Annotated in this window: 25 protein-coding genes; 14 read left to right on the top strand and 11 right to left on the bottom strand. The window is 38.5% G+C overall.

What is annotated here, in order from left to right:
- Positions 1-14: 14 nt before the first annotated feature.
- From METLIM_RS08520 to METLIM_RS08510, 3 genes are all read right to left on the bottom strand, one after another.
- Positions 15-1952: a PINc/VapC family ATPase gene (locus tag METLIM_RS08520; protein WP_004077677.1), complete on the bottom strand. Its 1938-nt coding sequence runs from the start codon at positions 1950-1952 to the stop codon at positions 15-17.
- Positions 1953-2052: 100 nt separating this feature from the next.
- Complete coding sequence (hisI, locus tag METLIM_RS08515; protein ID WP_004077675.1) at positions 2053-2424, bottom strand: phosphoribosyl-AMP cyclohydrolase; 372 nt, start codon at positions 2422-2424, stop codon at positions 2053-2055.
- Between the two features lie 89 nt (positions 2425-2513).
- Positions 2514-3296, bottom strand: coding sequence for an A24 family peptidase C-terminal domain-containing protein (locus METLIM_RS08510; protein WP_245543515.1), 783 nt, complete (start codon positions 3294-3296; stop codon positions 2514-2516).
- Between the two features lie 178 nt (positions 3297-3474).
- Here METLIM_RS08510 and METLIM_RS08505 point away from each other — a divergent pair, with 178 nt between their 5' ends.
- Genes METLIM_RS08505 through METLIM_RS08490 form a run of 4 tightly spaced genes read left to right on the top strand, consistent with a single transcriptional unit; the run spans position 3475 to position 9109 of the window.
- Positions 3475-4092, top strand: a complete 618-nt coding sequence (locus METLIM_RS08505; protein WP_004077672.1) for a hypothetical protein — start codon at positions 3475-3477, stop codon at positions 4090-4092.
- An 11-nt stretch (positions 4093-4103) separates the two neighbouring features.
- Entirely contained in the window at positions 4104-7181 is a 3078-nt protein-coding gene (locus tag METLIM_RS17620; RefSeq protein ID WP_004077670.1) for an ATPase, T2SS/T4P/T4SS family, read from the top strand.
- Positions 7174-8097: a type II secretion system F family protein gene (locus METLIM_RS08495; protein ID WP_004077668.1), complete on the top strand. Its 924-nt coding sequence runs from the start codon at positions 7174-7176 to the stop codon at positions 8095-8097. Before METLIM_RS17620 ends, METLIM_RS08495 begins: the two co-directional genes overlap by 8 nt.
- A gap of 1 nt (position 8098) precedes the next feature.
- Complete coding sequence (locus tag METLIM_RS08490; RefSeq protein WP_004077666.1) at positions 8099-9109, top strand: type II secretion system F family protein; 1011 nt, start codon at positions 8099-8101, stop codon at positions 9107-9109.
- 305 nt (positions 9110-9414) lie between these two features.
- Here METLIM_RS08490 and yciH read toward each other — a convergent pair whose 3' ends face one another.
- Entirely contained in the window at positions 9415-9720 is a 306-nt protein-coding gene (gene yciH / locus METLIM_RS08485) for a stress response translation initiation inhibitor YciH (RefSeq protein ID WP_004077655.1), read from the bottom strand.
- 273 nt (positions 9721-9993) lie between these two features.
- On the opposite strand from yciH, the gene METLIM_RS08480 reads away from it, so the two are divergent.
- Entirely contained in the window at positions 9994-11466 is a 1473-nt protein-coding gene (locus tag METLIM_RS08480; protein ID WP_004077654.1) for a cobyric acid synthase, read from the top strand.
- A gap of 4 nt (positions 11467-11470) precedes the next feature.
- Here the strand turns inward: METLIM_RS08480 and METLIM_RS08475 are convergent, their stop codons facing one another.
- Together METLIM_RS08475 and METLIM_RS08470 are read right to left on the bottom strand one after the other, a co-directional pair.
- Positions 11471-11737 (bottom strand): hypothetical protein, encoded by a 267-nt coding sequence (locus tag METLIM_RS08475; RefSeq protein WP_004077653.1) that lies wholly within the window; start codon positions 11735-11737, stop codon positions 11471-11473.
- A complete protein-coding gene (locus METLIM_RS08470) occupies positions 11730-12209 on the bottom strand; it encodes a YkgJ family cysteine cluster protein (RefSeq protein WP_004077650.1) in 480 nt (159 codons plus the stop codon). The genes METLIM_RS08475 and METLIM_RS08470 overlap by 8 nt, the downstream gene beginning before the upstream one ends.
- Before the next feature lie 161 nt (positions 12210-12370).
- Between METLIM_RS08470 and METLIM_RS08465 the strand changes: the two genes are divergently transcribed.
- Positions 12371-13549 (top strand): nucleotidyltransferase family protein, encoded by a 1179-nt coding sequence (locus tag METLIM_RS08465; protein ID WP_004077648.1) that lies wholly within the window; start codon positions 12371-12373, stop codon positions 13547-13549.
- A gap of 85 nt (positions 13550-13634) precedes the next feature.
- Here the strand turns inward: METLIM_RS08465 and METLIM_RS08460 are convergent, their stop codons facing one another.
- A complete protein-coding gene (locus tag METLIM_RS08460) occupies positions 13635-14420 on the bottom strand; it encodes a CBS domain-containing ParB/RepB/Spo0J family partition protein (protein WP_004077646.1) in 786 nt (261 codons plus the stop codon).
- A 173-nt stretch (positions 14421-14593) separates the two neighbouring features.
- Positions 14594-15061: an Hsp20/alpha crystallin family protein gene (locus tag METLIM_RS08455; RefSeq protein WP_004077644.1), complete on the bottom strand. Its 468-nt coding sequence runs from the start codon at positions 15059-15061 to the stop codon at positions 14594-14596.
- A gap of 149 nt (positions 15062-15210) precedes the next feature.
- Here METLIM_RS08455 and METLIM_RS08450 point away from each other — a divergent pair, with 149 nt between their 5' ends.
- Positions 15211-15888: a hypothetical protein gene (locus METLIM_RS08450; RefSeq protein WP_004077642.1), complete on the top strand. Its 678-nt coding sequence runs from the start codon at positions 15211-15213 to the stop codon at positions 15886-15888.
- A gap of 2 nt (positions 15889-15890) precedes the next feature.
- On the opposite strand, the gene METLIM_RS08445 is transcribed toward METLIM_RS08450, so the two are convergent.
- Entirely contained in the window at positions 15891-16466 is a 576-nt protein-coding gene (locus tag METLIM_RS08445; protein WP_004077640.1) for an HVO_0476 family zinc finger protein, read from the bottom strand.
- A 129-nt stretch (positions 16467-16595) separates the two neighbouring features.
- Here METLIM_RS08445 and METLIM_RS08440 point away from each other — a divergent pair, with 129 nt between their 5' ends.
- Positions 16596-17114 (top strand): DUF371 domain-containing protein, encoded by a 519-nt coding sequence (locus tag METLIM_RS08440; protein WP_004077638.1) that lies wholly within the window; start codon positions 16596-16598, stop codon positions 17112-17114.
- On the opposite strand, the gene xseB is transcribed toward METLIM_RS08440, so the two are convergent.
- Together xseB and xseA are read right to left on the bottom strand one after the other, a co-directional pair.
- Positions 17023-17232: an exodeoxyribonuclease VII small subunit gene (xseB, locus tag METLIM_RS17380; RefSeq protein WP_342632999.1), complete on the bottom strand. Its 210-nt coding sequence runs from the start codon at positions 17230-17232 to the stop codon at positions 17023-17025. The two genes, METLIM_RS08440 and xseB, sit on opposite strands and share 92 nt — an antisense overlap.
- Positions 17186-18511, bottom strand: a complete 1326-nt coding sequence (gene xseA, locus METLIM_RS08435) for an exodeoxyribonuclease VII large subunit (protein WP_004077635.1) — start codon at positions 18509-18511, stop codon at positions 17186-17188. The genes xseB and xseA overlap by 47 nt, the downstream gene beginning before the upstream one ends.
- A gap of 162 nt (positions 18512-18673) precedes the next feature.
- On the opposite strand from xseA, the gene METLIM_RS08430 reads away from it, so the two are divergent.
- The 6 genes from METLIM_RS08430 to METLIM_RS08405 all read left to right on the top strand — a co-directional run bounded on the left by METLIM_RS08430 (position 18674) and on the right by METLIM_RS08405 (position 22744).
- Complete coding sequence (locus METLIM_RS08430) at positions 18674-19171, top strand: hypothetical protein (protein ID WP_004077633.1); 498 nt, start codon at positions 18674-18676, stop codon at positions 19169-19171.
- 132 nt (positions 19172-19303) lie between these two features.
- Positions 19304-20101, top strand: coding sequence for a sugar phosphate isomerase/epimerase family protein (locus METLIM_RS08425; protein ID WP_169312375.1), 798 nt, complete (start codon positions 19304-19306; stop codon positions 20099-20101).
- A gap of 101 nt (positions 20102-20202) precedes the next feature.
- Positions 20203-21477, top strand: coding sequence for a hemolysin family protein (locus tag METLIM_RS08420; RefSeq protein WP_004077631.1), 1275 nt, complete (start codon positions 20203-20205; stop codon positions 21475-21477).
- A 33-nt stretch (positions 21478-21510) separates the two neighbouring features.
- On the top strand, positions 21511-22119 hold the full coding sequence (gene purN, locus METLIM_RS08415) for a phosphoribosylglycinamide formyltransferase (RefSeq protein ID WP_004077630.1): 609 nt from the start codon (positions 21511-21513) through the stop codon (positions 22117-22119).
- A gap of 62 nt (positions 22120-22181) precedes the next feature.
- Positions 22182-22505, top strand: a complete 324-nt coding sequence (locus METLIM_RS08410; protein ID WP_004077629.1) for a ribonuclease P protein component 4 — start codon at positions 22182-22184, stop codon at positions 22503-22505.
- Positions 22502-22744: a YhbY family RNA-binding protein gene (locus METLIM_RS08405; RefSeq protein WP_004077628.1), complete on the top strand. Its 243-nt coding sequence runs from the start codon at positions 22502-22504 to the stop codon at positions 22742-22744. Before METLIM_RS08410 ends, METLIM_RS08405 begins: the two co-directional genes overlap by 4 nt.
- The last annotated feature ends 34 nt before the right edge of the window (positions 22745-22778 follow it).

Genomic DNA, 22778 nt, shown 5'->3' with positions numbered 1-22778 from the left:
TCCAAAAAATAATATCAGACAGGTCTCAGCCTGATCTCTTCTCCTTCATTATACCTTCTTATCATTTCCTGAGCTATGCTGTTATTCTTTGACATATGAATATCGCCTTCCTCATTTACTGTAGCAGTAAAGAGATATTCTCTTCCGCCAAAAACATCAACTATTTTTTCGCTGTTTTCCGGAGTATGAATGATCAGGTATTTCTTATCGAAACGGATGTCAAGACCATTGCCTTTTCCGTTTTTGTCCGGAGTTTTTTGAACCGGAACTGTCGGTTTTTCCTTCTCTTCACTTACTTCCTTTGAAGGCAGTTCACTCTTTGGTTTTATATCAATGCCAATGCTGAGTTTGTTTACAATAGCGGCTACATTCTTTCCGCCTTTTCCAATTGCTGCCGGAACATCGCGGTCATCAATATATACTATTGCTTTGCTGTCATTCTGCATTCTGACATCAACAGCACCCTCAGTAAATCTTCCTATCTCTCTTTGTATTTCACGCTCAACAAGCTTTATCGAGATATCTTCTTCCGGGGGAAGTTCTGTCTCAGGAGCCTCTGATTCATCTTCTGTGCATATATGTCCTGATTCTTTTTCAGCTGAAAAAAAGATAGTCTCTCCTTCATAAAGAAATATCTCCGATACGTTCTTTTTACTAATGATATTCCTGACTGAAATTACAGGTCTTGCCATAAATTCCTCTTCATCATCAGGAATTGCATCGGGGACTTTGATCTCAAATTTGAGGTCATATATTCCTGCGACATCTCCTTCGTTGACGCAGACTACTGTATCAATAATCTGTGGAATCACTCCGAATCCTGTTCTGCTGATAACTCTCTGAAGTGCATCTTCAACATCATCTGCGTGCAGAATGCCCACCATATTTATGCCTGCGAGGCGCATATCAGCAAAGACACTGAAGTCATCACTTTTTCTGAGTTCATCAAATATTACATAATCCGGCCTTATAAGGAGCATCACCTCTCCGGTATTCTCCATGCTTCCGTCAAGCGCAGTATACTGGGTAATTTCGTCAGGAACCTGAATATCCCTTGGCGCTTCCATCGTCTTGACAGAATATTCTTTATCTGATAAAAATATAGCAACACTCTGTGCAAGAGTCGTTTTTCCTGTGCCGGGCATTCCTACAATCAGCATTCCCTGACGTCCGTCAAGAAGTCTTTTGGATATAATATCAGAGTGGGTATAGTCAGAGAGTTTTCTGTCAACAATAGGCCTTACGGCATTTATTTCCATTCCATCTGAGAAAGGTTTTCTTGCAATGGAAATTCTCATTGAGCCTATCTGAACAATAGTTATTCCTCTCTTTTCCAGCTCAATAAAGCCATCAGGATCCCTTTTTGCTCTTTCCAGAATCTCAAGTGAAATCCTTCTGAGTTCATATTCGGAAACAGGATCTTCACTTAGAATTTCAAGAGTGCTCTCTTTTAGTGAGCCCTTCTTTGCCACAGGTTTTGCCCTCTCTTTTAAAAAGACTGCAAGTGTATTTTCATCAAAATATTTGTCTATTGATAATGGCGAAAATTCACCGGACTGTGGTTTGAGATAGAGTACATCAAGACCTTTTGCCTTTCCGACTTCTGACTGGACAATATCGCTTGTTATAAATTTTGCATCTTCATTATCAAGAGCAACTTTTCTTATTAAAGCATCAATTTCTCCGCCACTTGCAAGTTTAACCTGATCAAGGCTCGGTCTTACACCTTCATATTTAAGAACAATTATTTCCTCTTCTGCAAGTTTTGATAATTCCTGAAGTTCGGTAAGACCACTGAAACCTATTTCACGCCCCTGGTTTGCCTGTGCCTCCAATTCTGCTATTACGGCCTCTGGAACAATTATTGTGGCCCCTTTATATTCACCCGATTCTTTAATCATCGAAGTGATGCGTCCGTCTATGACGACGCTGGTATCTGGTACAAGTTTCATTAAAAAACCACCGTATAAACTCATGTAATTAATACATAATTAATTTAATAGAGTCATGGTAAGATAAAGGATCAAAATATGAGATTGGCCTGAACTTTGTTCAGTCTTTTTCTGAACCGGAATAGACTTTCTCAGGATCAAATATTTTTTTCCCGATAATCTCTCCTTCAATAGTTCTGTAGAAACAGGAGTCATATCCTGTGTGGCAGGGCGCTCCTTTCTGACGAACCTGATATAATAGAGTATCACTGTCACAGTCTTTCAGGATTTTTACTATTTCCTGCGTATGGCCGCTCTCCTCGCCTTTTTTCCACATTTTATTCCTGCTTCTTGAATAATAATGTGCAAATCCTGTATCTATAGTCAGAGAAAGTGCCTCTTTGTCTGCATATGCAAGCATCAGTACAGCTTTTGTATCACAGTCCTGAACAATAACGGGAACAAGATTGTTTTCATTATACTTAATTTCCATATTTACTCCTGTAATTAATAATTTTAAATATTTATATCTCAGTTTCAAAAACTGTAGTAAATTTTATTTCTCTAATTATTATTCCTTATTTAAGCTCCTGTAAATACGCTGATTAAAGCAAAGAGGATATCTCCAAATATCAGAGCTGTAATTAATCCGGCAGTGATGGGGATGATAAACGGAACCGCGTAGGATATCCAGACAGATCCTGCTTTTTTGTAATATGTTATCTCTTTTGAATAATCCTCAGGATTTTTTCTTATGTCAGCAGTATACATCCTTCTTTTCCCTTCAACCATTCGTTTAAGTGAGCCGCCGTATGTCATAAAATGCCTTTTTATCCCGTCACCATCTTCTTCAAATTCCTCCATAATAAATCCATAATGGTCAGTCAGGGAGTCACTTTTTACCGGATACCCGATCATCATATATTTGATGGGCGCCCTATTCCCCTTCAGTATGTTATATATGAGCAGTACAGCCGGCACTGTCAGATTCAGGATGACAGCATTCACAAAAACGCTGAAAGGGAAAAACTGGTACGGGGGAATCCCCCATATTGGCTGTAGCGGATAGAATGGAATTAATATGGAGATAAATATCATTGCCCAGGCGTCTGCACCCCCAAAAAGGTGAAGATATGCCGACATAAAGTAAAACATTAAGGAGAAGATCAATGTCATTATTATCATGCCTGTGGCAAAATGAATCTGAATTCCAAAAAAAATCATGTAAGTCCACAATGTCATCGGAATTCCGACAGTCAGCATGGGGTACCATGTCTTAAAGGGCACCCGCCGTTCAAGGATATCCCTGTATGACGCATATAGGAGGGTCATTATTACAGCAAACGATGAGATTGCCAGGGGCACAATATACTGCATCTGTATTATAGTTTTGATAAAGTGAAATATAATATCGTGCACCCAGGTACAAAAAGTGATATTAATCTGTCAGGTGATACAGATTAGCATTAATAAATTATCCAGGTCTATTATTCAGAACTGCCATGAAAGTAATGTGTATACTATTAGTCCAATGAGGAATGAAATGGAAATTACTCAGGAACTTGAAAATATTCTAAAAAATTCAGATTATGCGGGTGAATATACCTATAATAATATGCTCGGGTATGTTTTTGATAATAATTTATCCGCCATAATCCTGTCAGAAATAAACGATACCGGATTACTTTTAATTTCAGATGGCGGAGAGATAGAAGGGGCAGTATTTGTTGATAAATTTGGTGTCCTTTATGGGGATAAAGCCCTGTACAAACTTGATAAATCCCTTAATTTCAGAGTATTTGTTATTGAGGACAGGCTGGCTTCAGCTGTAATTTCCCGGGCAAGAATATATAAGGACAGCATTTTAAAAGAGCACATCGATGAAAGTGCAATACCTCATGTGGGCAATTTTGGTGTTGAAGCATCAAAGGTCATCATATATGTATATTTAAACAATAATCCGGCTGAAGGTGCCAGAGTAATTATGAAAAGAAAAGGCAGATCCTCATATAATCATGCAACAACGTCTTCTTCAGGAATTGCTTCATTTCTGATTCCAAAAGGTGATTATTTATGTACTGTTATGATTAAATATCGTACTGATTTTAAGACAAAACTGGCAGTAACCGGTCCGGATGAGTCTTTCAGAATAGATTTATAACCGGAGAAAATATGTCTGATGAAGAGAAAAAGAAGGGATTTAAATCATTTTTTAAAAGGAAATCAGCAGATAAAGTTGATCAGCAGGACATTTCAATAAATATTCCGGCTGATAACAAAAGCAATACTGAAGAGAGTATTGATAAAAGCAATAAAGATCTTCTCTCCGGCAATAATAATGATAGATCTTATCTGAATAATCCTATACCAGACAGTTCTGAGAAAGATGATCCTGCTAAAAGCAGATTTGACCCATATGAACTGTTAAATAATAATTCATCTGGTGATAGTCCGGAAGAGAAACCTGATAGTTATAAGGCCGGAAAAAGCCTTGAAGAAATCTTAAAAAAGATCAGAACTGCTGAAGGTAAAAAAGAAAGTTCAGATAATTCAGATAATTTAATTGATTTTCAAACCGCAGGCAATGAAGAACTCCAAATCACAAATAAAGTACCTTCCGGAAATACCGGTAAAAAAGAGGGGACGTATAATGAAGGGCCGGGAGATGGTCCTGGAGCAACAGGTGTTTATGAAGAATCTGAAGAATACAGCGGTTCATCAGATAAAGAAAACTATGAATCATTTCCCGGAGAATCTGCTGAATTATTACCAGATTTAACAAAAAAGGAAGATAATTCAGGATCAAAGCCTTCAGAGGCCACTTTTGGTATTTCTCCTGATGAATTGCGTGTGCCTGCCGGAAGTCCGGATGAGTCAGAGGAAACTGCCGGAAGATACGGTTTAAGGCAGGAAAATAAATCCGCAATAAATGCAGCTGATACTACCGCAGATGGTCCGGCAGGTCCGCAGATTGCGGCTGCTGCAAAAAAAATATTCATTGATGATGATAGTGATGGGCAGTCTGAATATCCGGAAGAATATGAGAGATTAACTGAAAGTGAAGAGGGGAATGAGAAGAAAACTGAGATTGAAGTCAATGAAAAGAGCGAATCCGGAAATATGGGGTATTCCGGGGTTAAGTCAGAAACCGAAAGAGGCACCGGAAAGGAGAGTGAGACTGATGATTCTGAGCAGAAAGAAGAATCCGGAGCAGAGGAAGATATAATAACGAAAGATTTCCGGAAAGGAAAAAAACCGGAAGATAAAATAACTGATTATGCAGCAGAAATTGCTAAAGAATATAAATTGCAGGACTTTGAGGATAAAATAAAGGCGGTAGATACAGAAATTAAAATATATCCGGCTGCAAAAAAGACAAGGTGGTCTGATGAAGGAGGTTATGGAGACAGAGAGATTTCATATTCTTCAAACGAGGAATTTTCAGATCTTATTCTCCCGAAAGGTGCAACTATTGAACTTGAGGATTTTAAACTTAAATCAAAAGATAAGGCATTTTTACCTGAGGAAAAGGATGAAATATTATCCAGGATTGATTCGATATTCAGTAAGAATTTCCCTGATGAAAAGACGGTTATATCCGGCAGATTAACGGATTTTAAAAGAAAGAAGAAGGGAAAGATCTTTGGAGAAACCAAACCGGCTAAGAAGTTTTTTTCCGGGTTTAAAAAACCTGAAAAAGTATATCAGGCAGAATATAATCCTTCAGTTCATGGTTCAATTGTTGATCTCACATTTAATCCGGAAAACGTGGAAGGTCTTGAGGAGGTTGAATTATATCCTGTGAATGAGCCTTATGCATACGTCAGGATAATATATGACAAAAATACTAATGAGCACATATACAATGTTATTGAACCGTCCCTGAATAAGGCAGAAGAGGAGTTATTACAGGAGATCAAACAGAGACTATTTGAAACTCTTGATGTAAATACAAAAGATGTCACTAAAGAAGAATCGTATGATATTTTAAAAATATCAGTCTCTGAAATAATACAGGATTATGGCATTAAAATAGATCCTCCTTCAAAGGCAAAAATATTGTATATGATTTATAAGGAATTCCTTGGTGACGGTCTCATTGATCCAATTATGCACGATAAGTTCATTGAGGACATATCATGTGATGGCCTTAATGTTCCAATATTTGTCTATCATTCTAATTATGAGTCTATGCAGACAACCCTTTCTTATGAAAAAAGTACAAATCTGGATTCATTTGTTACAAGACTTGCACAAAGAGCCGGGAAATATATATCAATCGCAGAACCCATGCTCGATGCCACAATGTCTGACGGTTCAAGAATTCAGATGACTCTTGGAACTGAAGTTACGGCACACGGTTCCACATTTACAATAAGAAAATTCAAAGAAGAACCTATTACGCCGACTGATCTCATAGAATGGGGAACATTCACGCCACTTTCAATTGCTTACATCTGGCTTGCTGTTGAAAGCGGAAAATCATGTATTTTTGCAGGCGGAACTGCTTCCGGAAAGACCACATCACTGAATGCGATATCACTCTTCATACCTCCTCTTGCAAAAATTGTAACTCTTGAGGATACAAGGGAACTAAAACTTCCACATAAAAACTGGATTCCAAGCATTACCAGAGAGTCATTTGACTCTGACGGGAAGGGTTCAATCGATATGTATGAGCTCCTGAGGGCTGCACTCAGACAGAGGCCTGAATATATCATAGTAGGTGAGGTAAGAGGAAATGAGGCCCTTACCCTTTTTCAGGCAATGAGTACCGGCCACATTACGTATGCAACAATGCATGCAGATTCAGTTGCAAGTGTTGTGCACAGGCTTGAAAATCCACCCCTCAATGTTCCAAGAAATATGCTGAACGCACTTCACCTTGTCAGTGTTCAGGTTCAGTCAAGGGTTGGCGGGCAGAGGATAAGGAGAAACAAACAACTTATTGAGATTCTCGACATTGACCCAAGAACACGTGAATTGATCACAAATGATGTCTTTAAATGGTATGCTGCAACGGATGAAATACGTTATTCCGGAAAATCATACATTCTTGAAGAAATAATGGAAGAACGTGGCTGGAACGAGGAGAGAATTCGTGAAGAATTAAAGAGGAGACAGGAAATTCTTGAATGGATGAGAATTAAGAAACTCAGGAATTATAAGGATGTTGGAAAGGTTCTGATGTCATATTACAGAGATCCTGACGCAATTATGAATCTTGTAAGGGCTGATCTCTATGAATAGTCTTGAGAGATTCTGCTTCAACCTAATGGGTGAACGCGCCAGAAGAAAGAGAGATGATTATCTGTCTCTTAGAACTGATATGATTAAGGCCAGAATGAAAACGCCGTTTGAGGCATATCTTGCAACAGCGTATGTGTCAGCAATAATTGCGGGACTTCTTATGGCATTTATCATAGGAATCATAACATATATCTTAAAACTCCCAAACCTGGTAGTTTACCGCGGACAGGTTCCTGACATAATCATAACCCTTAGCCAGTATAATCTTATAATAGGTACAGTTCTGGTTGTGATACTCTCTCTTTTGATATTCGGGGGGATTACTTATTCTCTGTTTTTAATTTATCCCGGAATACTGGCAGGGGAAAGAAAGAGGAATATTGATTCTACTCTCCCATATGCAATAAATTATATTACTGCAATGTCCACAGCAGGAATCACTCCGGCAGAAGTATTCAGGCTTCTTGGAGAAAGTCCGATATATGGCGAAAGTTCAGTGGAAGCAAGATTTGTTGCACGCGATGTTGACATATTTGGAAAGGATCTTGTTGAGGCTTTAAGGGTGGCCGGCCAATATACACCGAGCGACAGAATGAAGGATTTTTATCAGGGCGCTGTTGCAAGCATATCAAGCGGCAGTAATCTCTCTGATTATTTCAGAAATAAAGCCTCACAGTACACGAGGGAAAACAGGCAGGAACAGAAGACTTTTCTAGAAACACTTGGCCTGATATCAGAATCATATGTTACTGCACTTGTTGCAGGCACATTATTCCTGATTATCCTTCAGTCAATAATGTCAACTATAAGCGGTTCTTCAAGTCCATTGTTTCTCTATGCTGTAATATACGGAATAATTCCTATGGGAAGTATAATGTTTGTAATTCTTATAGATTCCATGACTCCGGAGGTCTGAAATGAAACTGTTTAAGAGTAAGGCAAAAAATGATCAGATTTCAGATACGGATCCAAAACAGGAAGAAATTCTGGCCAAAATAGAAAACAGGCGCAGGTCAAATACAGGTATCAACAGAATATTTCATAATCCTCTGAAATTCCTTACCGAAAATCCACTCAATATTTTAGTTGTTTCAGTACCTGCGGCACTAATTATCTTCTTTACCGGATTTATAACAACAATAAGAGATTACGGCATAAAATCACTTATTACATCAACTTTTATAGATGATATCTTTGTAATCACGCTTGTTGTTGCACTTACACCACTTGCATTTTTTTATACCAAAGAAGGAATGAGAATAAAAAATATCGAGGTTGCGCTTCCGAACTTTTTCAGGGACGTTGCAGGAATGAACGAAAGTGGTATGACACTGCCTACTGCAATACATTCTGTTTCCGGTGGAGATTATGGGAGTCTAACAAAGCACATAAAAAAACTGGACAATGAAATCTCCTGGAATGTTCCTTTTGTTGAGGCGATATACAGATTTGGTGAGAATCTCGGCACCCCACTTGCAAGAAGAAGTGTTGATCTTATTGCAAAGGCCAGTAAAGCCGGTGGGGACGTCAGTGAAGTTTTAAATGCGGCAGCAAATGACTCCTATGAATTTGTAAACCTTGCTACCGAGAGGAGAAATAATATGATGATATATGTGGTGATAGTTCTTGTATCATTTCTTGTATTTCTTTTTGTTATTGCAATTATGACAGGTACATTTCTTGATACAATGGCTGAAGCTGGTGAGGCAGCTTCAGCGTCTTCAGGAGGGGATACGCCTGGAATGTCTTTTGGAGGTTCTGTTGATATGGGGCTGTACAGGAGAATATTTTCTCATGCTGCAATGATTCAGGGTTTCTTCTCCGGACTTGTTGCAGGGCAGATGGGTGAAGGGAGCGCTCTTTCCGGTCTGAAATATTCACTGATAATGCTTCTTATTGCCTGGGTTTCATTTAGGTTCTTTATATGATATTGTAATTTTATGATGCTTTATATCGTAGATTCAATATATTTTGAGTATAAGTTTGATAACTAAAAATCTGCCATATTTTCGGCTAAGAGAGAGTATAATGCCGGACGTTATGATGATAGCTTTATCTTTGCTATCCGCTCTAAAAAACTGAATTTAATCTTTCACTGCACACGGGATTGCCCTGCGCCTGAAAGATTACTGCCTGCTAAGGGTACAGGCATTTTTAAAATCTTTACTTCTCAATTATTTTGATAATTATCAAAGTATTCAGCTAAAAATACCTGTTTTGATTCAAAAAAAGATCAATTTATATTGTCAAGTTTATATCCCTTATCAAGAAGCAGATTCTTGACCCTTTCACGGTGGTTACCCTGAAGTTCTATAGAATTGCCTTTAATTGTGCCACCGCAGGCAAGTTTTCCCTTCAGGAATTTCTGAAGCTCTTCAAGATCTATGTCGTAAGGGTCCAGTCCGTCTATAACGGTAACTTCTTTACCATAACGTCTTTTATTGATCTTTACACTGATCTGCTGCTGCTCCTTGGCAACTTCTTCACAGATACACAGTTCTTTTGGCAGTCCGCATTTCGGACAAATACCACCAGTCATTACCTGATACGTTAATATTCGGGTTATATATTTGTTGGCATGCAAATCACAGCATTTCCTGTACAGAAAGGTAATACAATAAAATAATCATATAAAATATCCTTCAATTCTCTTTTAATTAGCATCCGCGCAAAATCAAACCGTCTCAAACCCTCCCGGTTACTATTTAAGATGGGGCTGTAACCTGAATTTTCCAGTTTAGTTGCTCAGGATTTTTCCGGAAAACAAAAGGCAAATACTCAAATTAAGAGCAGAACATATAAATTACTGAATATGTCTCTCATGATCCTTGGAACTTCTTCTCATGCGGGAAAAAGTACAGTCGTTGCTGCAATATGCAGATCCCTTAAAAACAGCGGTATTGTAAATTCCCCTTTTAAATCGCAGAATATGAGCCTCAATTCATATATAACATCTGAAGGCGATGAAATTGGAATAGCACAGGCCATGCAGGCATTTGCCGCAGGAGTAAATCCACAAAAAGAGATGAATCCGGTTTTACTGAAGCCAAAAGGTGATAAGACATCTCAGATTGTTCTTCTGGGAAAACCGTTCAGAGATGTATATATCGGCGATTATTACATGGAGTTTGAAGAACTGCTGAAAATATCCCTGGATTCATTTTATTCACTTGAAGAAAAATACGGCACTGTTATTGTTGAAGGGGCCGGTGGAGCAGCCGAAATTAATCTCTATAAGCGTGATATAGCAAATATTCAGCTTGCAAAAAAGCTACAGATTCCAATAATTATCGTAGGCGATATTGAAAGGGGGGGGATTTTTGCACAGCTAATCGGAACATACAATCTTCTCCCGGCTGATGTCGCGCCCAATGTTGCGGGATTTATAATAAACAAGTTCAGGGGGGATCCGGAACTGTTCCGGGAAGGTGTTCGTGAGATTGAGAAACGCACCGGAAAACCGGTTATCGGGGTTATACCATATATAGATATAAATATTCCTAGTGAGGATTCTCTCTCTATTCAGGATAAAACTTCGGAGAAGAGGCCTGTAAAAATTGCTATTATAAGACTTCCGAGAATTTCCAATTTCAGTGATTTTGAGATACTTGAGAATTATACAGGGGTTGAATATGTTCATCCTGACAGGATACCCGGAGATTACGATCTGATCATTATTCCGGGCACAAAAAACACAATCGAAGATCTAAAATATTTAAGGGAAAACGGTTTTTATGAGAGATTAAAGGAGGCAAGAGATAAGAAAATACCTATTATCGGGATCTGCGGCGGATATCAGATGCTTGGAAATACAATAACAGATATGTCGGTAGAATCAGATTCTGATGAAATTTATGAGGGTATAGGTCTTCTTAACATCAGCACAAGATTTGAGGGCTACAAAAAGACTACGGTTCAGGTGTCAAGAAGATCAAATCCTGTTGGCCCTATTCTCACCTCTGCCGGAGAGGTCATAGGGTATGAAATTCATATGGGTGTGACATCATCAGAGGGCATCCAAAATGCCTTCGAGGGTGAAGGTGCCGTAACTGATGACGGTCTTGTTATTGGTACATATATGCACGGGCTTTTTTCAAATGTTAAGTTTACAGAATCACTTCTTAAATATCTGCATTCAAAGAGGGGCGTTTTGTTTTCAGGTATTGATGAGTCACATTTTTCCCTTGATAAAAGCTTCAACGATCTTGCCAGTCACTTTGAGAAAAATGCTGATTTTGAATTCATAAGAAAGATCGCATGCAATAACAAAAATTCCGGCAGATAAATCCTCAGCTTATGATATTCAGAAAACTTCTGAAACCTTCTTTTTTAAGGTCATCACACATTACAGCATCTGCATTTTTGTAATCCGGCATCTCCGTTGTTCTGCACGACATACAGTATGTCCTTGCAGGTGAATCATACCATATACCATTAACCATAAACTTTCTTGAATGAACACAGAAGCGGCATCTTTCAGTATTTTCTTTTTTATCCGGAAGGCATTCAACAAAACCTGAAATAACCTTAATTCTGCGGTAATTTCCATCACTCATAAAAATCTGCCCTGTAACCTGCTTTTGTCATAATTTCAGTTATCTTCGCTTTAAGTAAATCTCCGGAATGATCTGAACTTTCGATACATTTCCAGATTTCCTTCAGCTCTGCATCCTCGGAGAGGAGTGTCTTCTCATCACGGATTCTGCCGGAATTCTGCCCGTAACTGTCATAAATTCTGCCCTGACAGCAGATAAAATCTTTACAGAAGGAAGGTCTTGTAGAATATATCACACAGTGGTGCTGCCCTTTTTCATCAGGTTCACTTAAAAAAGGGCACCAGTCCTCATGGCTGTCAGTAAATGGATCATAATCGTCCCTGAAATCCTTTTCAATTCTTGCAAAAAGATTTTCTCCTGAGATTTTATGCACTACAGCATAATTTCCCGGCCCCATCATGCCGGTAATTTTCACATATTTACCCATACCCATGCAGCATCTGCCACAGAGATCACAGTAAAAATCAGTCATAATTACTGATTATGTCAGGCTTTGATTTAAAAAGATTCTATGAAATAAATTCCGAAACATTTTCTTAAAGCTCATTGGCGGAAATTCCACATGCGGCATATTTTTAAAAATACTAATCTTCATCAATTATATCATATAAAATTAAACCGGAGAGTGATAAAATGAAAGTCTGTATAATGTGCGGGGGTGAAGGGACAAGATTACGCCCCCTTACCTTTGAAAGACCAAAACCCTGCATTCCGATAGTGAATAAACCATCCATACAGCATCTTGTTGCTCATCTCTCAAATCTCGGATTCAATGATATTATTATCACAATCGGGTATAAAGGGGATGACATTCAGAATGCACTTGGAGACGGGTCTCTATTTGGGGTAAATATAACATATGTCAGGGAAGATGTAAAACTCGGTACCGCCGGAAGTGTAAAAAATGCTGAGAGATATCTGAGTGATTCTCCTTTTCTGATTGTGGGCGGGGACCATATTACCGATATTGACCTTCTCTCATTTTACAGGGATCATATAAAAGGCGAAAGCGCCGTTTCAATTGCTCTTGTCAGCATTGACAACCCATGTGATTATGGAATTGCTGAAATTGATGTAAATTATCACATCAAACGTTTTCATGAAAAACCGTCACCTGGTGAAATTTTTTCAAACCTTGCAAGTACGGGAATATATGTCTGCAACCCGTCAATATTTGATTTTATTCCGGAAGACACAAAATTTGATTTTGCAAAAGATCTCTTCCCGCTTTTAATGGGTAAGGGAATTGTGATAAAAGGAAGTCTTGCGCGTGGAAACTGGACAGATGTCGGCAGTCCCAGTTCACTCCGGGAGGCAGAAAGATGGAAACTTCAGGAGATGAATTATACAAATATTAACGGAAATGTCACAGTCAAAGGTGCTAAAGTCCTTGGTCCGGTTCTCTTGGGTGATGCAGTAACAATTGGTGAAAATTCAAGGATAATCGGTCCGGTTTCAATCGGTTCCGGTACTGAAATTGAGGAAAATGTAATTATAGGTCCTTATACCAGCATAGGTGAGCACTGTATGATAGGGCATGACTCAAAAATATTTTCATCTTCAGTTTATAATCATGTGGACATCGGTAATAATTCAACAATAAGCGGCAGTATAATTGACAATGATGCCAAAATTGGAGTGTCAGTAAATATTGAAAATAATACTGTTATCGGTCCGAGAACAGTTCTTAAAAACAGGACAGTTGTCCATTCCGGAACAAGAATCTGGCCAGAGGTTACAACCGAGGAGGATGAAACAGTAAAAGAATATCTCCTGAATGAAGAGTTTGAAACATCTCATACAGGCTCTTAAATTTTTCTTATTTTCCCGGTATGCCGGCGTATTGTCTTAGGTGTGTTATTATAATATATTTTATATTTATTATATTCCTGGATAATCAGCCATGCCGGACAAGTCTGTGGGTTATTGCAACAAGGGGGTGCCTTGCGTAATCCAGAACCTTGACATCGTCAAGTGTCTCAAGATTCATCTCTCTCGCCGTTTTCTCAAGACCCAGTTCCACATCCTCCTGAATGTCGATTACGTAGGCATCGAGATTTATAATTCCAAGTCTGTTTGCTGCAACCGCACGGTGGTGGCCGTCAACAAGAATCAGTTTACCAGGTCTTCGGACCACAATTATTGGTTCTGCAAGACCTTTTTTTATTTCATAGATTCTACCTTCAAGTTCATCCTGATATATTTTTGACTGGGTTGGTAAGAGGTTTTTAACCGGAACTACTTCTCTTTCAAGTCCTGGTTTAATATCATGAAGCATTTTTAATGTTTCAATGAATTTATATACTTTTTCGGGAGAAACATGCTCGATCTGTGATCTTATAACATCTGTATTTGAAATAATTCCAAGGAGATCCCCGTTTTCATCCACAACTGGGAGTTTTTGAATTCCTGATCTGAAAATTACTCTTGCGGCATCATTTATACCCATGTCCGGATCTGCTACAATGAGATGTTTTGACATAATTCTCTCAACAGGAGTTGAAGGATGGGCGAAAAGCAGATCCCTTGCAGAAATATATCCTACTACTTTTCTCTCTTTTGTGACCGGAAAACCATCGTGTCCTGTCTCTTTTATAGCTTCAATAACGTCCTTAACTGTACCGTCTCCGGTAATTGTTACAACATCGTATGTCATATAGTCGTGGACTTTTTTTCTTTCCATTACCAGATTAAGTAGTTATAGAAAGACTTGAAGGATTCGGTAGTATGGATCATTTCTCCGGAGTTCAGACATAAAATATGCTTAAAAATCTATGAATAAAAAAAAGAAAAGCAGTTAATTCAGGGAAATAACTAAAGATTAACTGTTATTATTCGGTATTAATTGATATTGAATTATTCAATGGGGATAATTCCCCCTGTTTCATGTTCTGATTTTTTAAAATGAATTTCCAGTACACCATTCTTAAATGTTGCACTGGTATCCTTTTCCTCAACATCATAAGGAAGGGAGACGATCCTCTTCATACTGCCATAGATACGCTCACGCATATAATAATCAGAGTCCTTGTCTCCTTCTTCAACTGATTTCTCGCGGTTACATGCGATCTCAAGTGTAGAGGGGTTAATCAGGCGTATTTTTACGTCCTCTTTCTCCACACCCGGAAGATCTGCAACTACAACAGCCTCGTCCTGATGATCCATCACATCAACGCGGCACTCACCCTTTATTGCCGGCATTATCTGGTTGCTGAATAGATTTGCAGGTACAATGGATTCTCCAAGCCTTGTTTCCATCTCTGCCATCATTGAATCAATTTCATTCCAAAGGGAGTGAAATGGATAGAGTCTTCTTCTGATCATTTTTTATATCTCCAAACATTTTTTTCTTTCAGAAAATCTTCTGAAATTAAATCTCATTTAGCACATTGGCATTATTAATATTATCTGATGCTTAAAGGCGGGGTGTTATTATACAACTTTTTATCCTTTAAATTCAAATATATTTTAAGATGTCTCAAAAAAAAGGGAAGAAGAATGATACGGACTGGCAGAAGACCCTGTCAAGAGCTTTTATAGTATTCATTCTTATTTCATGTGTTGTAGGTTTTTCACTCACTTTTTCTTTCTTTTCGGTATTTAAGAAAGTTGAAAAGGGAGATTATGTAGCAGTAGATTATACGCTCAGTTATCAGGATGGAATACCAATTATCTCTTCAGACAGAAACCTTGTTCAGAGTTATTATGAAAAAGGATTTCCTGTAGCCTTATCAGAGTCTCTGATTATACAGGCCGGAGCACTGGCAGATCAGAAACTGTTTCCGGTGGATGCCTATGTCTATCCTGAGGGCATTGCACAGTATGCAATCTTTGATCTTGAAATGGATGCCGTCAGCAGCGGGGTGGAAGGAATGGGTTCAGGTGACGTTAAAAAGGTTAATCTTGACTTTGCCTCCACATTAACCAGGAATATGACTGCTGAGGAATACAATATGATAGGGGGCAATTTCTCATCTGCACAGGCAGGTATGGTTGTGCCGCTTGCATTTGGTTACACTCCGGATGAGGATGCAGAAAATTCAACAATGACTCTTGAAAGGCCTTCAGTAATTATCGAAAAAACAGATGACGGAATAGTTCTTCAGTATGGTTATTCAGTTATTGATTTGACTGTTCAGGAAATAAGATAGTTTCAGGGTTTAACTCCATAAACTCTCTTTATTTTACGTGCATATGCTTTCCATCCCTCTTTTCTCATCATAGAACCGTTTCTCAGTTTTATGTGTGTAACTTTGTAGCGGTGCCCGTCAGTACTGTAGATGTCACCTATGACAAAATCATCTTCGCCCTCAACTTCGGCATAAAGAGGGATTGTTTTTCTGTCATCATGAAATGAAACCTTTACTACAACCCTGTCGATCTTTCTTGTCCACAGTGCTGAAATATCAGAAGCTTTTGCTTTGTGCCGCCTTTTTTCTCCCATCTCTATATCTGTGACCTCTACTCCCGCCGCGTCGTCGCCGATCTCTGCAACCAGGAGGTCCCCTTTCTGAATAATCTCATCTTCAAAAAGTTCAATAATTCCTTTTTCGGAAATTCCTTCTGAACTGACTATTGCCTTTACTTTCAGCAGTTCCGGCTCTGCGGGTCTTTTAACATGGTGAATATTTCCACATGTACTGCACTTTACAAGGAGGTCTCCCGACTCTTTCAGGATCTCATGTTCACATTCACAGTTACAGGCAGGACAAAAAAATTCTTCATTCATTGCAATATTAGTAAACCGGACAGCAGATATATCCTTTCAGGAGATAACAATAATTTTCTGATCCGGTTACATGGCATTTGCAGCATCAGAAAGGGTTTCATCTAAATAAATCTAATAAATATTGGATAAATGGGAATAATCAGGGCAGAAGAGAGGGTCATATGCTATGGGCATCCAAATGTCAGGGCAGAGCATAAATCCACATTTGAAATTACATGCGAAGAAAACCTGTCAGTAAAAGGAACCTGTATTATCGGGGTTTCAGCTGACAAGGGGGCGGCAGGTCTATCGGATATTTTCAGAAAAACATTATGCAATGACGGGGCAGTTTTAAAAACAAGATTATCTGTCGGAAATATGACACATACTATTTTGTCAGATGGATCGGGCGCATTTACTCTCAGCCATCCGACTGATCTTGTATGGAGGAGAAGTACATTTGTCTGCCCCAGAACAATTGGTATTTATTCAGATACCGTTGCGAATAAAATTCCGGACGGGATTATCTCACTCTTAAAAGATGGGGCCGAGATGATTGTTGATCTCGAGGTGTCATTTAACCCTGAAGTTCAGTCACCTTCAGTTCTGCTTCCAGAAGGATTTTTTCACACTGTCGAAGGATGCCGGTGCCCTTCTCATAAAGAGTAATACTCTCTTCAAGGGACGCTTCTCCGGATTCAATTTTCTCAATAATATCTTTCAGTTCAGCCAGTAATTCTTCATAACTTTTTTTCATTGTAAACCGCCTCAATTTTTGCGTCTGCATAACCATCATTAAAATTAATAATTACTGATTCTCCCAGGGAGAGATCATTTACAGACGAGTATATTTTTCCTCCGGATTCAATTAAACAAAAACCGTTTTTCATTGGATTTTTTGGATTTGATGATGATAGTCTGGAATTCAGTGCCTCCAGGAAAATTCTCCGGTTTCTGAGTGATGATTCGATCCCGCGTTTCAGGCGTGTTGTCATCTCATCTGTCTTTTCATTCTCAAAATTCAGACGTCTCTCAAGTCTTCCGGGATGAAATCCAAGCTTAATGCTCTCCAGTCTTTCTCTCTCATTTTCAAGTCCTGAAAGAAGGCTTTTTTCTATCAGATTTCTGAAATACCCAAGCTCTTTTCTGAGTTCTTCCATATCCGGCACAACCAGTTCAGCTGCAGCTGACGGCGTTGGTGCACGTACGTCAGCAGCAAAGTCTGAGAGAGTATAATCAATCTCATGCCCGACTGCACTCACAACCGGAGTTTTGCATCTGGTTATGGCGCGTACAACATCGGGATGATTAAAAGCAAAGAGGTCCTCGAAGCTGCCTCCGCCTCTTCCTATAATAATTACATCTGTCATCCCGTCTATGGCGTGTAATGCGCTGGCTATTTCAAGGTGTGCCTTATCTCCCTGGACTGATGCGTGGCTGAGGATAATTTCTACCGGAAATCTTCTGCTGATTACATTTTCAATATCGCGCCGTGCAGCACCTCCGGCTGATGTTACAAGACCGATTTTTGCTGGAAAGCGCGGCAGAGGTTTTTTTCTTATTTCTGAAAAAAGGCCTTCCTTTGACAACTCTTCCTTCCATTTCAGGATAAGCAGATATTTATCTCCTGTTCCGGAGGTCTGCATTAATCTGGATACAAACTGGTACTTGCCATGTGGTTCATATACATCAACAGAACCAAAAACACGGACAAGATCACCGTTAACAGGTTTAAAAGGCAACTCCGAAGCAGCTGTTCTCCACATCACACAGTTTATTGTATATGTCCTGTTATTCCTGATTTCAATGAGGGAATAATAGAGATGACCTGATGCATGCGCCCTTAAGTTTGTAATTTCACCTTCCATCCAGACGCTGCATAACTGCTCATTGTCAAGCAGTTTTTTTATAATAGCTGATATCTCCGAGACCTTTTTTACCTTCTCTGTTTCGCCGTTATTCTCCTTTGTACTGAGATTATTTTCTGAGTAACTGCCAACCCTTATCTTATGATCATCATCCTGCCAATAATCCGAAATCTGTCTGTTTCGGTTTTGGTTAGTCATCAGTTAAGATTTACCCGGAGTGACAGATATAATCTCTGAATCAGCGGAATTATTTCGGCCATAATGGTATTATTCCCTCTGCTGTCATACAGCTGAAATATCCGACAAAAGTGTTTCACCGCAATTTATATTGGTCCGGCAGCAAAAATCTGATTTGGTTATATGTCCGGCAAAAAATCCAGCGGTAATGAAGAGATATTTTCCAAAGAGAAATCTAACCGGAATAATATTGATAATCCGGGTTTCAGTCAGAATAATTATATTCAGCAGAATAGTGAAATCCTGTCATTCTCAGATAAATACGGAGTTCAGCTTAAAGTTCCGGCAATATCAGTTATCCTTTCAGGACTTTTTCCGGGACTTGGGCAGGTTTATAATGGCGATTCTCTCCTAAAAGGACTTCTGATATTTTTTGGAACGACATTTGGCTTCTTTATATTCCTGATTCCAGGGTTAATTGTATGGATTTATGGTCTGTATGACGGATGGAAGAAAGCCGCCGGAGTTAATTCGGGACTTTATGAATATAAACCTGTAAAAACAGCAGATCTCATTCTTATGGTCATGATCCCCCTGATTGTGATGGTAGTTCTCATGTTTCTGAGCATATATGCAATGATGCATTTTACAGAGATGTCGTATGAATTAATCAATATTTAATCTAAAAGGAAATTATGCCGTTTTTCAGAGCCTCAGGATTGGAATACCGGTTTATATTTCGGACCTACAGACAAAATTATCATATATAATTACGGATCATCTATAATAATGCCAAAATATTCTGTGTCCAGTATGTTTTTTCATGAATTCAGAGTAGATGAGATTTTTAAATATGCCTGGGATGCGGGCTGCACATCCGTTGAATTCTGGCTTGAAACACCGGATTTCTGGCTTAATGGAATGGATACTGATAAGCTTCTCCGTATTATGGAAAATTTTCCTGGTCTTCTTCCTGTAACAATGCATGCGCCTGTGCTGGACTTAAACCCCTGTTCAATTAATCCGTTCGTTGTTGAAGCATCAGTAAGATCAACTGTTCTGGCGCTAAAGACCGCAGAAAAATGTAAAGCAGAAATTATTACCATCCACCCGGGAAGAAGAACCGCTAAAAGACCGGCAGGCAAAAGGGACTACAAAAGGTTTGAAAATTATATAAATATCATAAAAGAAGAGAGCGAACATCTGAAAGTGAAAGTATGCATTGAAAATATGGAGCAGAAAGTTAATTCTCTCTTCTATCAGCCTGAAATGGTCCATAAACTTCTGAATGAAGAAGAATGGCTGTACTTCACTCTTGATACGGCGCATGCGCTTGTATCAGGAGAAGAAAGACTGAATAAATTTATAGATCTAAATTTTGACAGAATTGCAAATATTCATCTGAGTACAGTGAATAATTCAGGAAGACATCTTCCGGTAAGCGGAGATGTGAGGATATCCAATTTTCTGGAAAAAATATCTGGATTTGGCTATGATGGCCATATAACTCTTGAAATAGAAGATTTAAATTTCCCTGACAAATTATCTGCTGAAGAAAAAAAAGAAATTATCAGTGGCGAAATTAATTATGTATCATCATTTTTCCGGTGAGGAAAAAAGCAGTTAACAAAAAAAATATAATATCTCAGGACAAAAAAAGAATCGGATAAATAGTATATGAATATAGAATTTATTTTTGCCGCAGATGCGGCGTGGTTGAATTGATCGAAGTAAATGTTGCAACTGCACTTTTCATATTATGTCTAATATTATCCGCTTTTTTTTCAGGATCTGAAGTTGCCCTTATATCATTGAATCATGCAAAGGTAAGGCATCTGATTGAAGAAAACAAAAACGGAGCAAAAGCACTTGAAAAATTAAAAAAGAATACAGATCATCTCCTTATAACAATTCTGATAGGTAATAATCTGGTCAATATCGGCGCTGCATCAATAGCAACTGCTATTGCAATAGAACAGTTTGGGAGTGTTGGAGTCGGAATAGCCACAGGTATTGTAACAGTACTCATGCTTATATTTGGTGAAATCGGGCCTAAGACATATGCTGCAAGGGAAGCAGAAAAATTTGCCCTGTTCTCAGCCAAAGGAATTCTTTTTCTCTCTTATATACTCACGCCTGTACTATGGTTTTACGATGGATTTAAGAAAGTATTCAGAATAAAAGGAGAACTTGGAAGTCCGGTGGTAACCGAAGAGGAGATTAAGCAGTGGATTGATGTGGGTGAAGAGAGCGGAACCATTGAAGAGGATGAACATGAAATGCTTTACAGAGTGTTCAGGTTCACAGACACCATTGCGAGGGAAATAATGACTTCCAGAGGGGATGTTGTGATGATCAGTGATGAAAATTCCCTTGAGGAAGCAATGGAACTCTTCAATAAAACGGGTTTTTCCAGAATTCCTGTATATCATGATCAAATGGACAACATAACAGGAACACTGAATGTAAAAGATGTATTTGCGGCAGTATATAATAAAAATACAGAAGGTGGAATAACCAGGCTTATCTATGACCCAATTTTTGTTCCTGAGAGTAAAAAGATCGATGAACTGCTAAATGAAATTCAAAAACAAAAGACCCATCTTGCAATTGTTGTTGATGAATATGGCACATATGCAGGAATTATAACTATTGAAGATATTCTTGAAGAACTTGTGGGTGAAATTCTTGATGAATTTGATGTTGAAGAACCTGATATAAAAAAGATAGATGAAAATGTTTTTATTGTGGATGCCGGAGCCTGGGTTGATCGTGTTAATGAAAAACTGAATATAAATCTCCCGATGGATGAATCCTATGAAACAATGGGCGGTCTGCTGATTGACAGGCTTGGTTACATTCCTAAAAAAGGAGAGTTAATGGAAATAGATGATACCGGAATAAAACTTAAGGTTATGAAAATGAGAGGAAGAAGAATTGTTGATATCAGGCTGACGATGCAGAACAGCAAAAACAGCATAAAATAAGAATAAAAATATCATTTTAAAAGCCAATATATTATGATGAAAAAGATAGCCTTTCTCGCTTCCGGAAGAGGTTCTAATTTCCAGGCTGTCATTGATAAGGTAAACGATGGCACAATAGACGCAGAAATTATTGCACTGATTACAGACAGACCGGATGCATATGCAGTTGAAAGGGCATGTAAAAACAATGTACCTGTTTTTGCCATTGATTTCAAATCTTTTGATTCAAGGGCCGATTACGATGCGGAACTTCTTAGGGTAATGGAGGAGGTCAATGCTGATCTCTATGTACTTGCTGGTTATATGCGCTTATTGGACCAAAGGACTGCGGGATGTTTTCCCGGCAGAATGATAAATATCCACCCGGCCCTTTTACCTTCCTTCAAAGGGCTTAACGCGCAGAAACAGGCAATTGAATATGGAGTCAGAATTTCCGGATGTACTGTCCATTTTGTTGATGAGGGGATGGATTCCGGAGCAATTATACTTCAGCACTCCGTTCCTGTTTTTGATGATGATGACGAGAACTTACTTGCAGAGAGAATATTGAAAGAAGAACATGAGGCACTTCCTGAAGCAGTGAAACTCTTCTGTGAAGACAAAATTTCAATAAGTAAGAGAAGAGTAATAATAAAGGAATAATTATTGGATAAACAGGGTTAAATTCCTTTTAAAAATAAATATATTGTTCTTAATTGTAAAATATGGCTGCAAAAAAATCCAGTAAAACGGCATTTAAAAAAATTGCAATGGAAAGAATTGATATTCTATTCAAAAATGCCGGAAGAGAATTTAGCAACAATCCTGAACTGAGCAACAGGTATGTAGATATTGCCAGAAGAATTGCAATGCGTCAGAGGGTCAGGATACCTACAGAATATAAGCGAAAGTTCTGCAGGAACTGCCACTCCTATGCAGTTCCGGGTGAAAATATGTCAGTCAGAATTCACAGGGGAAAAGTGATATACAGATGCAGTCAGTGTGGATACATCCGGAGAATACCTATAAATAATGGAGATCGGAAATGAGCAGAAGAGAACTGAACAAAGAGTTAAATGAACTAAAAGCAACAGTCTGGATTGGAAAAAACGGAATTGGTGAAAGTACAGTAGAGGAAATAAAAAGACAGATCAAGGATTCCGGAACGATAAAGATCAAATGGCTGAGAAGCACGGATGTAAACCCTGAAGATATTGCTGACAAAACAGGATCTACACTTGTTCAGACAAGAGGTAGAACTATGGTTCTTCAGAAAAGGAAAAAATAATTCCGTAAATTATTTTTTTGATAATTACAGATAG

It is taken from the genome of Methanoplanus limicola DSM 2279, assembly GCF_000243255.1.
GTDB lineage: Archaea > Halobacteriota > Methanomicrobia > Methanomicrobiales > Methanomicrobiaceae > Methanoplanus > Methanoplanus limicola.
Note: the sequence above shows the minus strand (reverse complement) of the source record. Positions and strands in the feature narration are given on the sequence as shown.

What these genes read in the sequence shown, in the direction of transcription:
- METLIM_RS08520 (WP_004077677.1), bottom strand. Translation starts at nt 1,952, where the DNA reads ATGAAACTTGTACCAGATACCAGCGTCGTCATAGACGGACGCATCACT.
- hisI (WP_004077675.1), bottom strand. Translation starts at nt 2,424, where the DNA reads ATGGAAATTAAGTATAATGAAAACAATCTTGTTCCCGTTATTGTTCAG.
- METLIM_RS08505 (WP_004077672.1), top strand. Translation starts at nt 3,475, where the DNA reads ATGGAAATTACTCAGGAACTTGAAAATATTCTAAAAAATTCAGATTAT.
- METLIM_RS17620 (WP_004077670.1), top strand. Translation starts at nt 4,104, where the DNA reads ATGTCTGATGAAGAGAAAAAGAAGGGATTTAAATCATTTTTTAAAAGG.
- METLIM_RS08495 (WP_004077668.1), top strand. Translation starts at nt 7,174, where the DNA reads ATGAATAGTCTTGAGAGATTCTGCTTCAACCTAATGGGTGAACGCGCC.
- METLIM_RS08490 (WP_004077666.1), top strand. Translation starts at nt 8,099, where the DNA reads ATGAAACTGTTTAAGAGTAAGGCAAAAAATGATCAGATTTCAGATACG.
- yciH (WP_004077655.1), bottom strand. Translation starts at nt 9,720, where the DNA reads ATGACTGGTGGTATTTGTCCGAAATGCGGACTGCCAAAAGAACTGTGT.
- METLIM_RS08480 (WP_004077654.1), top strand. Translation starts at nt 9,994, where the DNA reads ATGTCTCTCATGATCCTTGGAACTTCTTCTCATGCGGGAAAAAGTACA.
- METLIM_RS08475 (WP_004077653.1), bottom strand. Translation starts at nt 11,737, where the DNA reads ATGAGTGATGGAAATTACCGCAGAATTAAGGTTATTTCAGGTTTTGTT.
- METLIM_RS08470 (WP_004077650.1), bottom strand. Translation starts at nt 12,209, where the DNA reads ATGACTGATTTTTACTGTGATCTCTGTGGCAGATGCTGCATGGGTATG.
- METLIM_RS08465 (WP_004077648.1), top strand. Translation starts at nt 12,371, where the DNA reads ATGAAAGTCTGTATAATGTGCGGGGGTGAAGGGACAAGATTACGCCCC.
- METLIM_RS08460 (WP_004077646.1), bottom strand. Translation starts at nt 14,420, where the DNA reads ATGGAAAGAAAAAAAGTCCACGACTATATGACATACGATGTTGTAACA.
- METLIM_RS08455 (WP_004077644.1), bottom strand. Translation starts at nt 15,061, where the DNA reads ATGATCAGAAGAAGACTCTATCCATTTCACTCCCTTTGGAATGAAATT.
- METLIM_RS08450 (WP_004077642.1), top strand. Translation starts at nt 15,211, where the DNA reads ATGTCTCAAAAAAAAGGGAAGAAGAATGATACGGACTGGCAGAAGACC.
- METLIM_RS08445 (WP_004077640.1), bottom strand. Translation starts at nt 16,466, where the DNA reads ATGAATGAAGAATTTTTTTGTCCTGCCTGTAACTGTGAATGTGAACAT.
- METLIM_RS08440 (WP_004077638.1), top strand. Translation starts at nt 16,596, where the DNA reads ATGGGAATAATCAGGGCAGAAGAGAGGGTCATATGCTATGGGCATCCA.
- xseB (WP_342632999.1), bottom strand. Translation starts at nt 17,232, where the DNA reads ATGCAGACGCAAAAATTGAGGCGGTTTACAATGAAAAAAAGTTATGAA.
- xseA (WP_004077635.1), bottom strand. Translation starts at nt 18,511, where the DNA reads ATGACTAACCAAAACCGAAACAGACAGATTTCGGATTATTGGCAGGAT.
- METLIM_RS08430 (WP_004077633.1), top strand. Translation starts at nt 18,674, where the DNA reads ATGTCCGGCAAAAAATCCAGCGGTAATGAAGAGATATTTTCCAAAGAG.
- METLIM_RS08425 (WP_169312375.1), top strand. Translation starts at nt 19,304, where the DNA reads ATGTTTTTTCATGAATTCAGAGTAGATGAGATTTTTAAATATGCCTGG.
- purN (WP_004077630.1), top strand. Translation starts at nt 21,511, where the DNA reads ATGATGAAAAAGATAGCCTTTCTCGCTTCCGGAAGAGGTTCTAATTTC.
- METLIM_RS08410 (WP_004077629.1), top strand. Translation starts at nt 22,182, where the DNA reads ATGGCTGCAAAAAAATCCAGTAAAACGGCATTTAAAAAAATTGCAATG.
- METLIM_RS08405 (WP_004077628.1), top strand. Translation starts at nt 22,502, where the DNA reads ATGAGCAGAAGAGAACTGAACAAAGAGTTAAATGAACTAAAAGCAACA.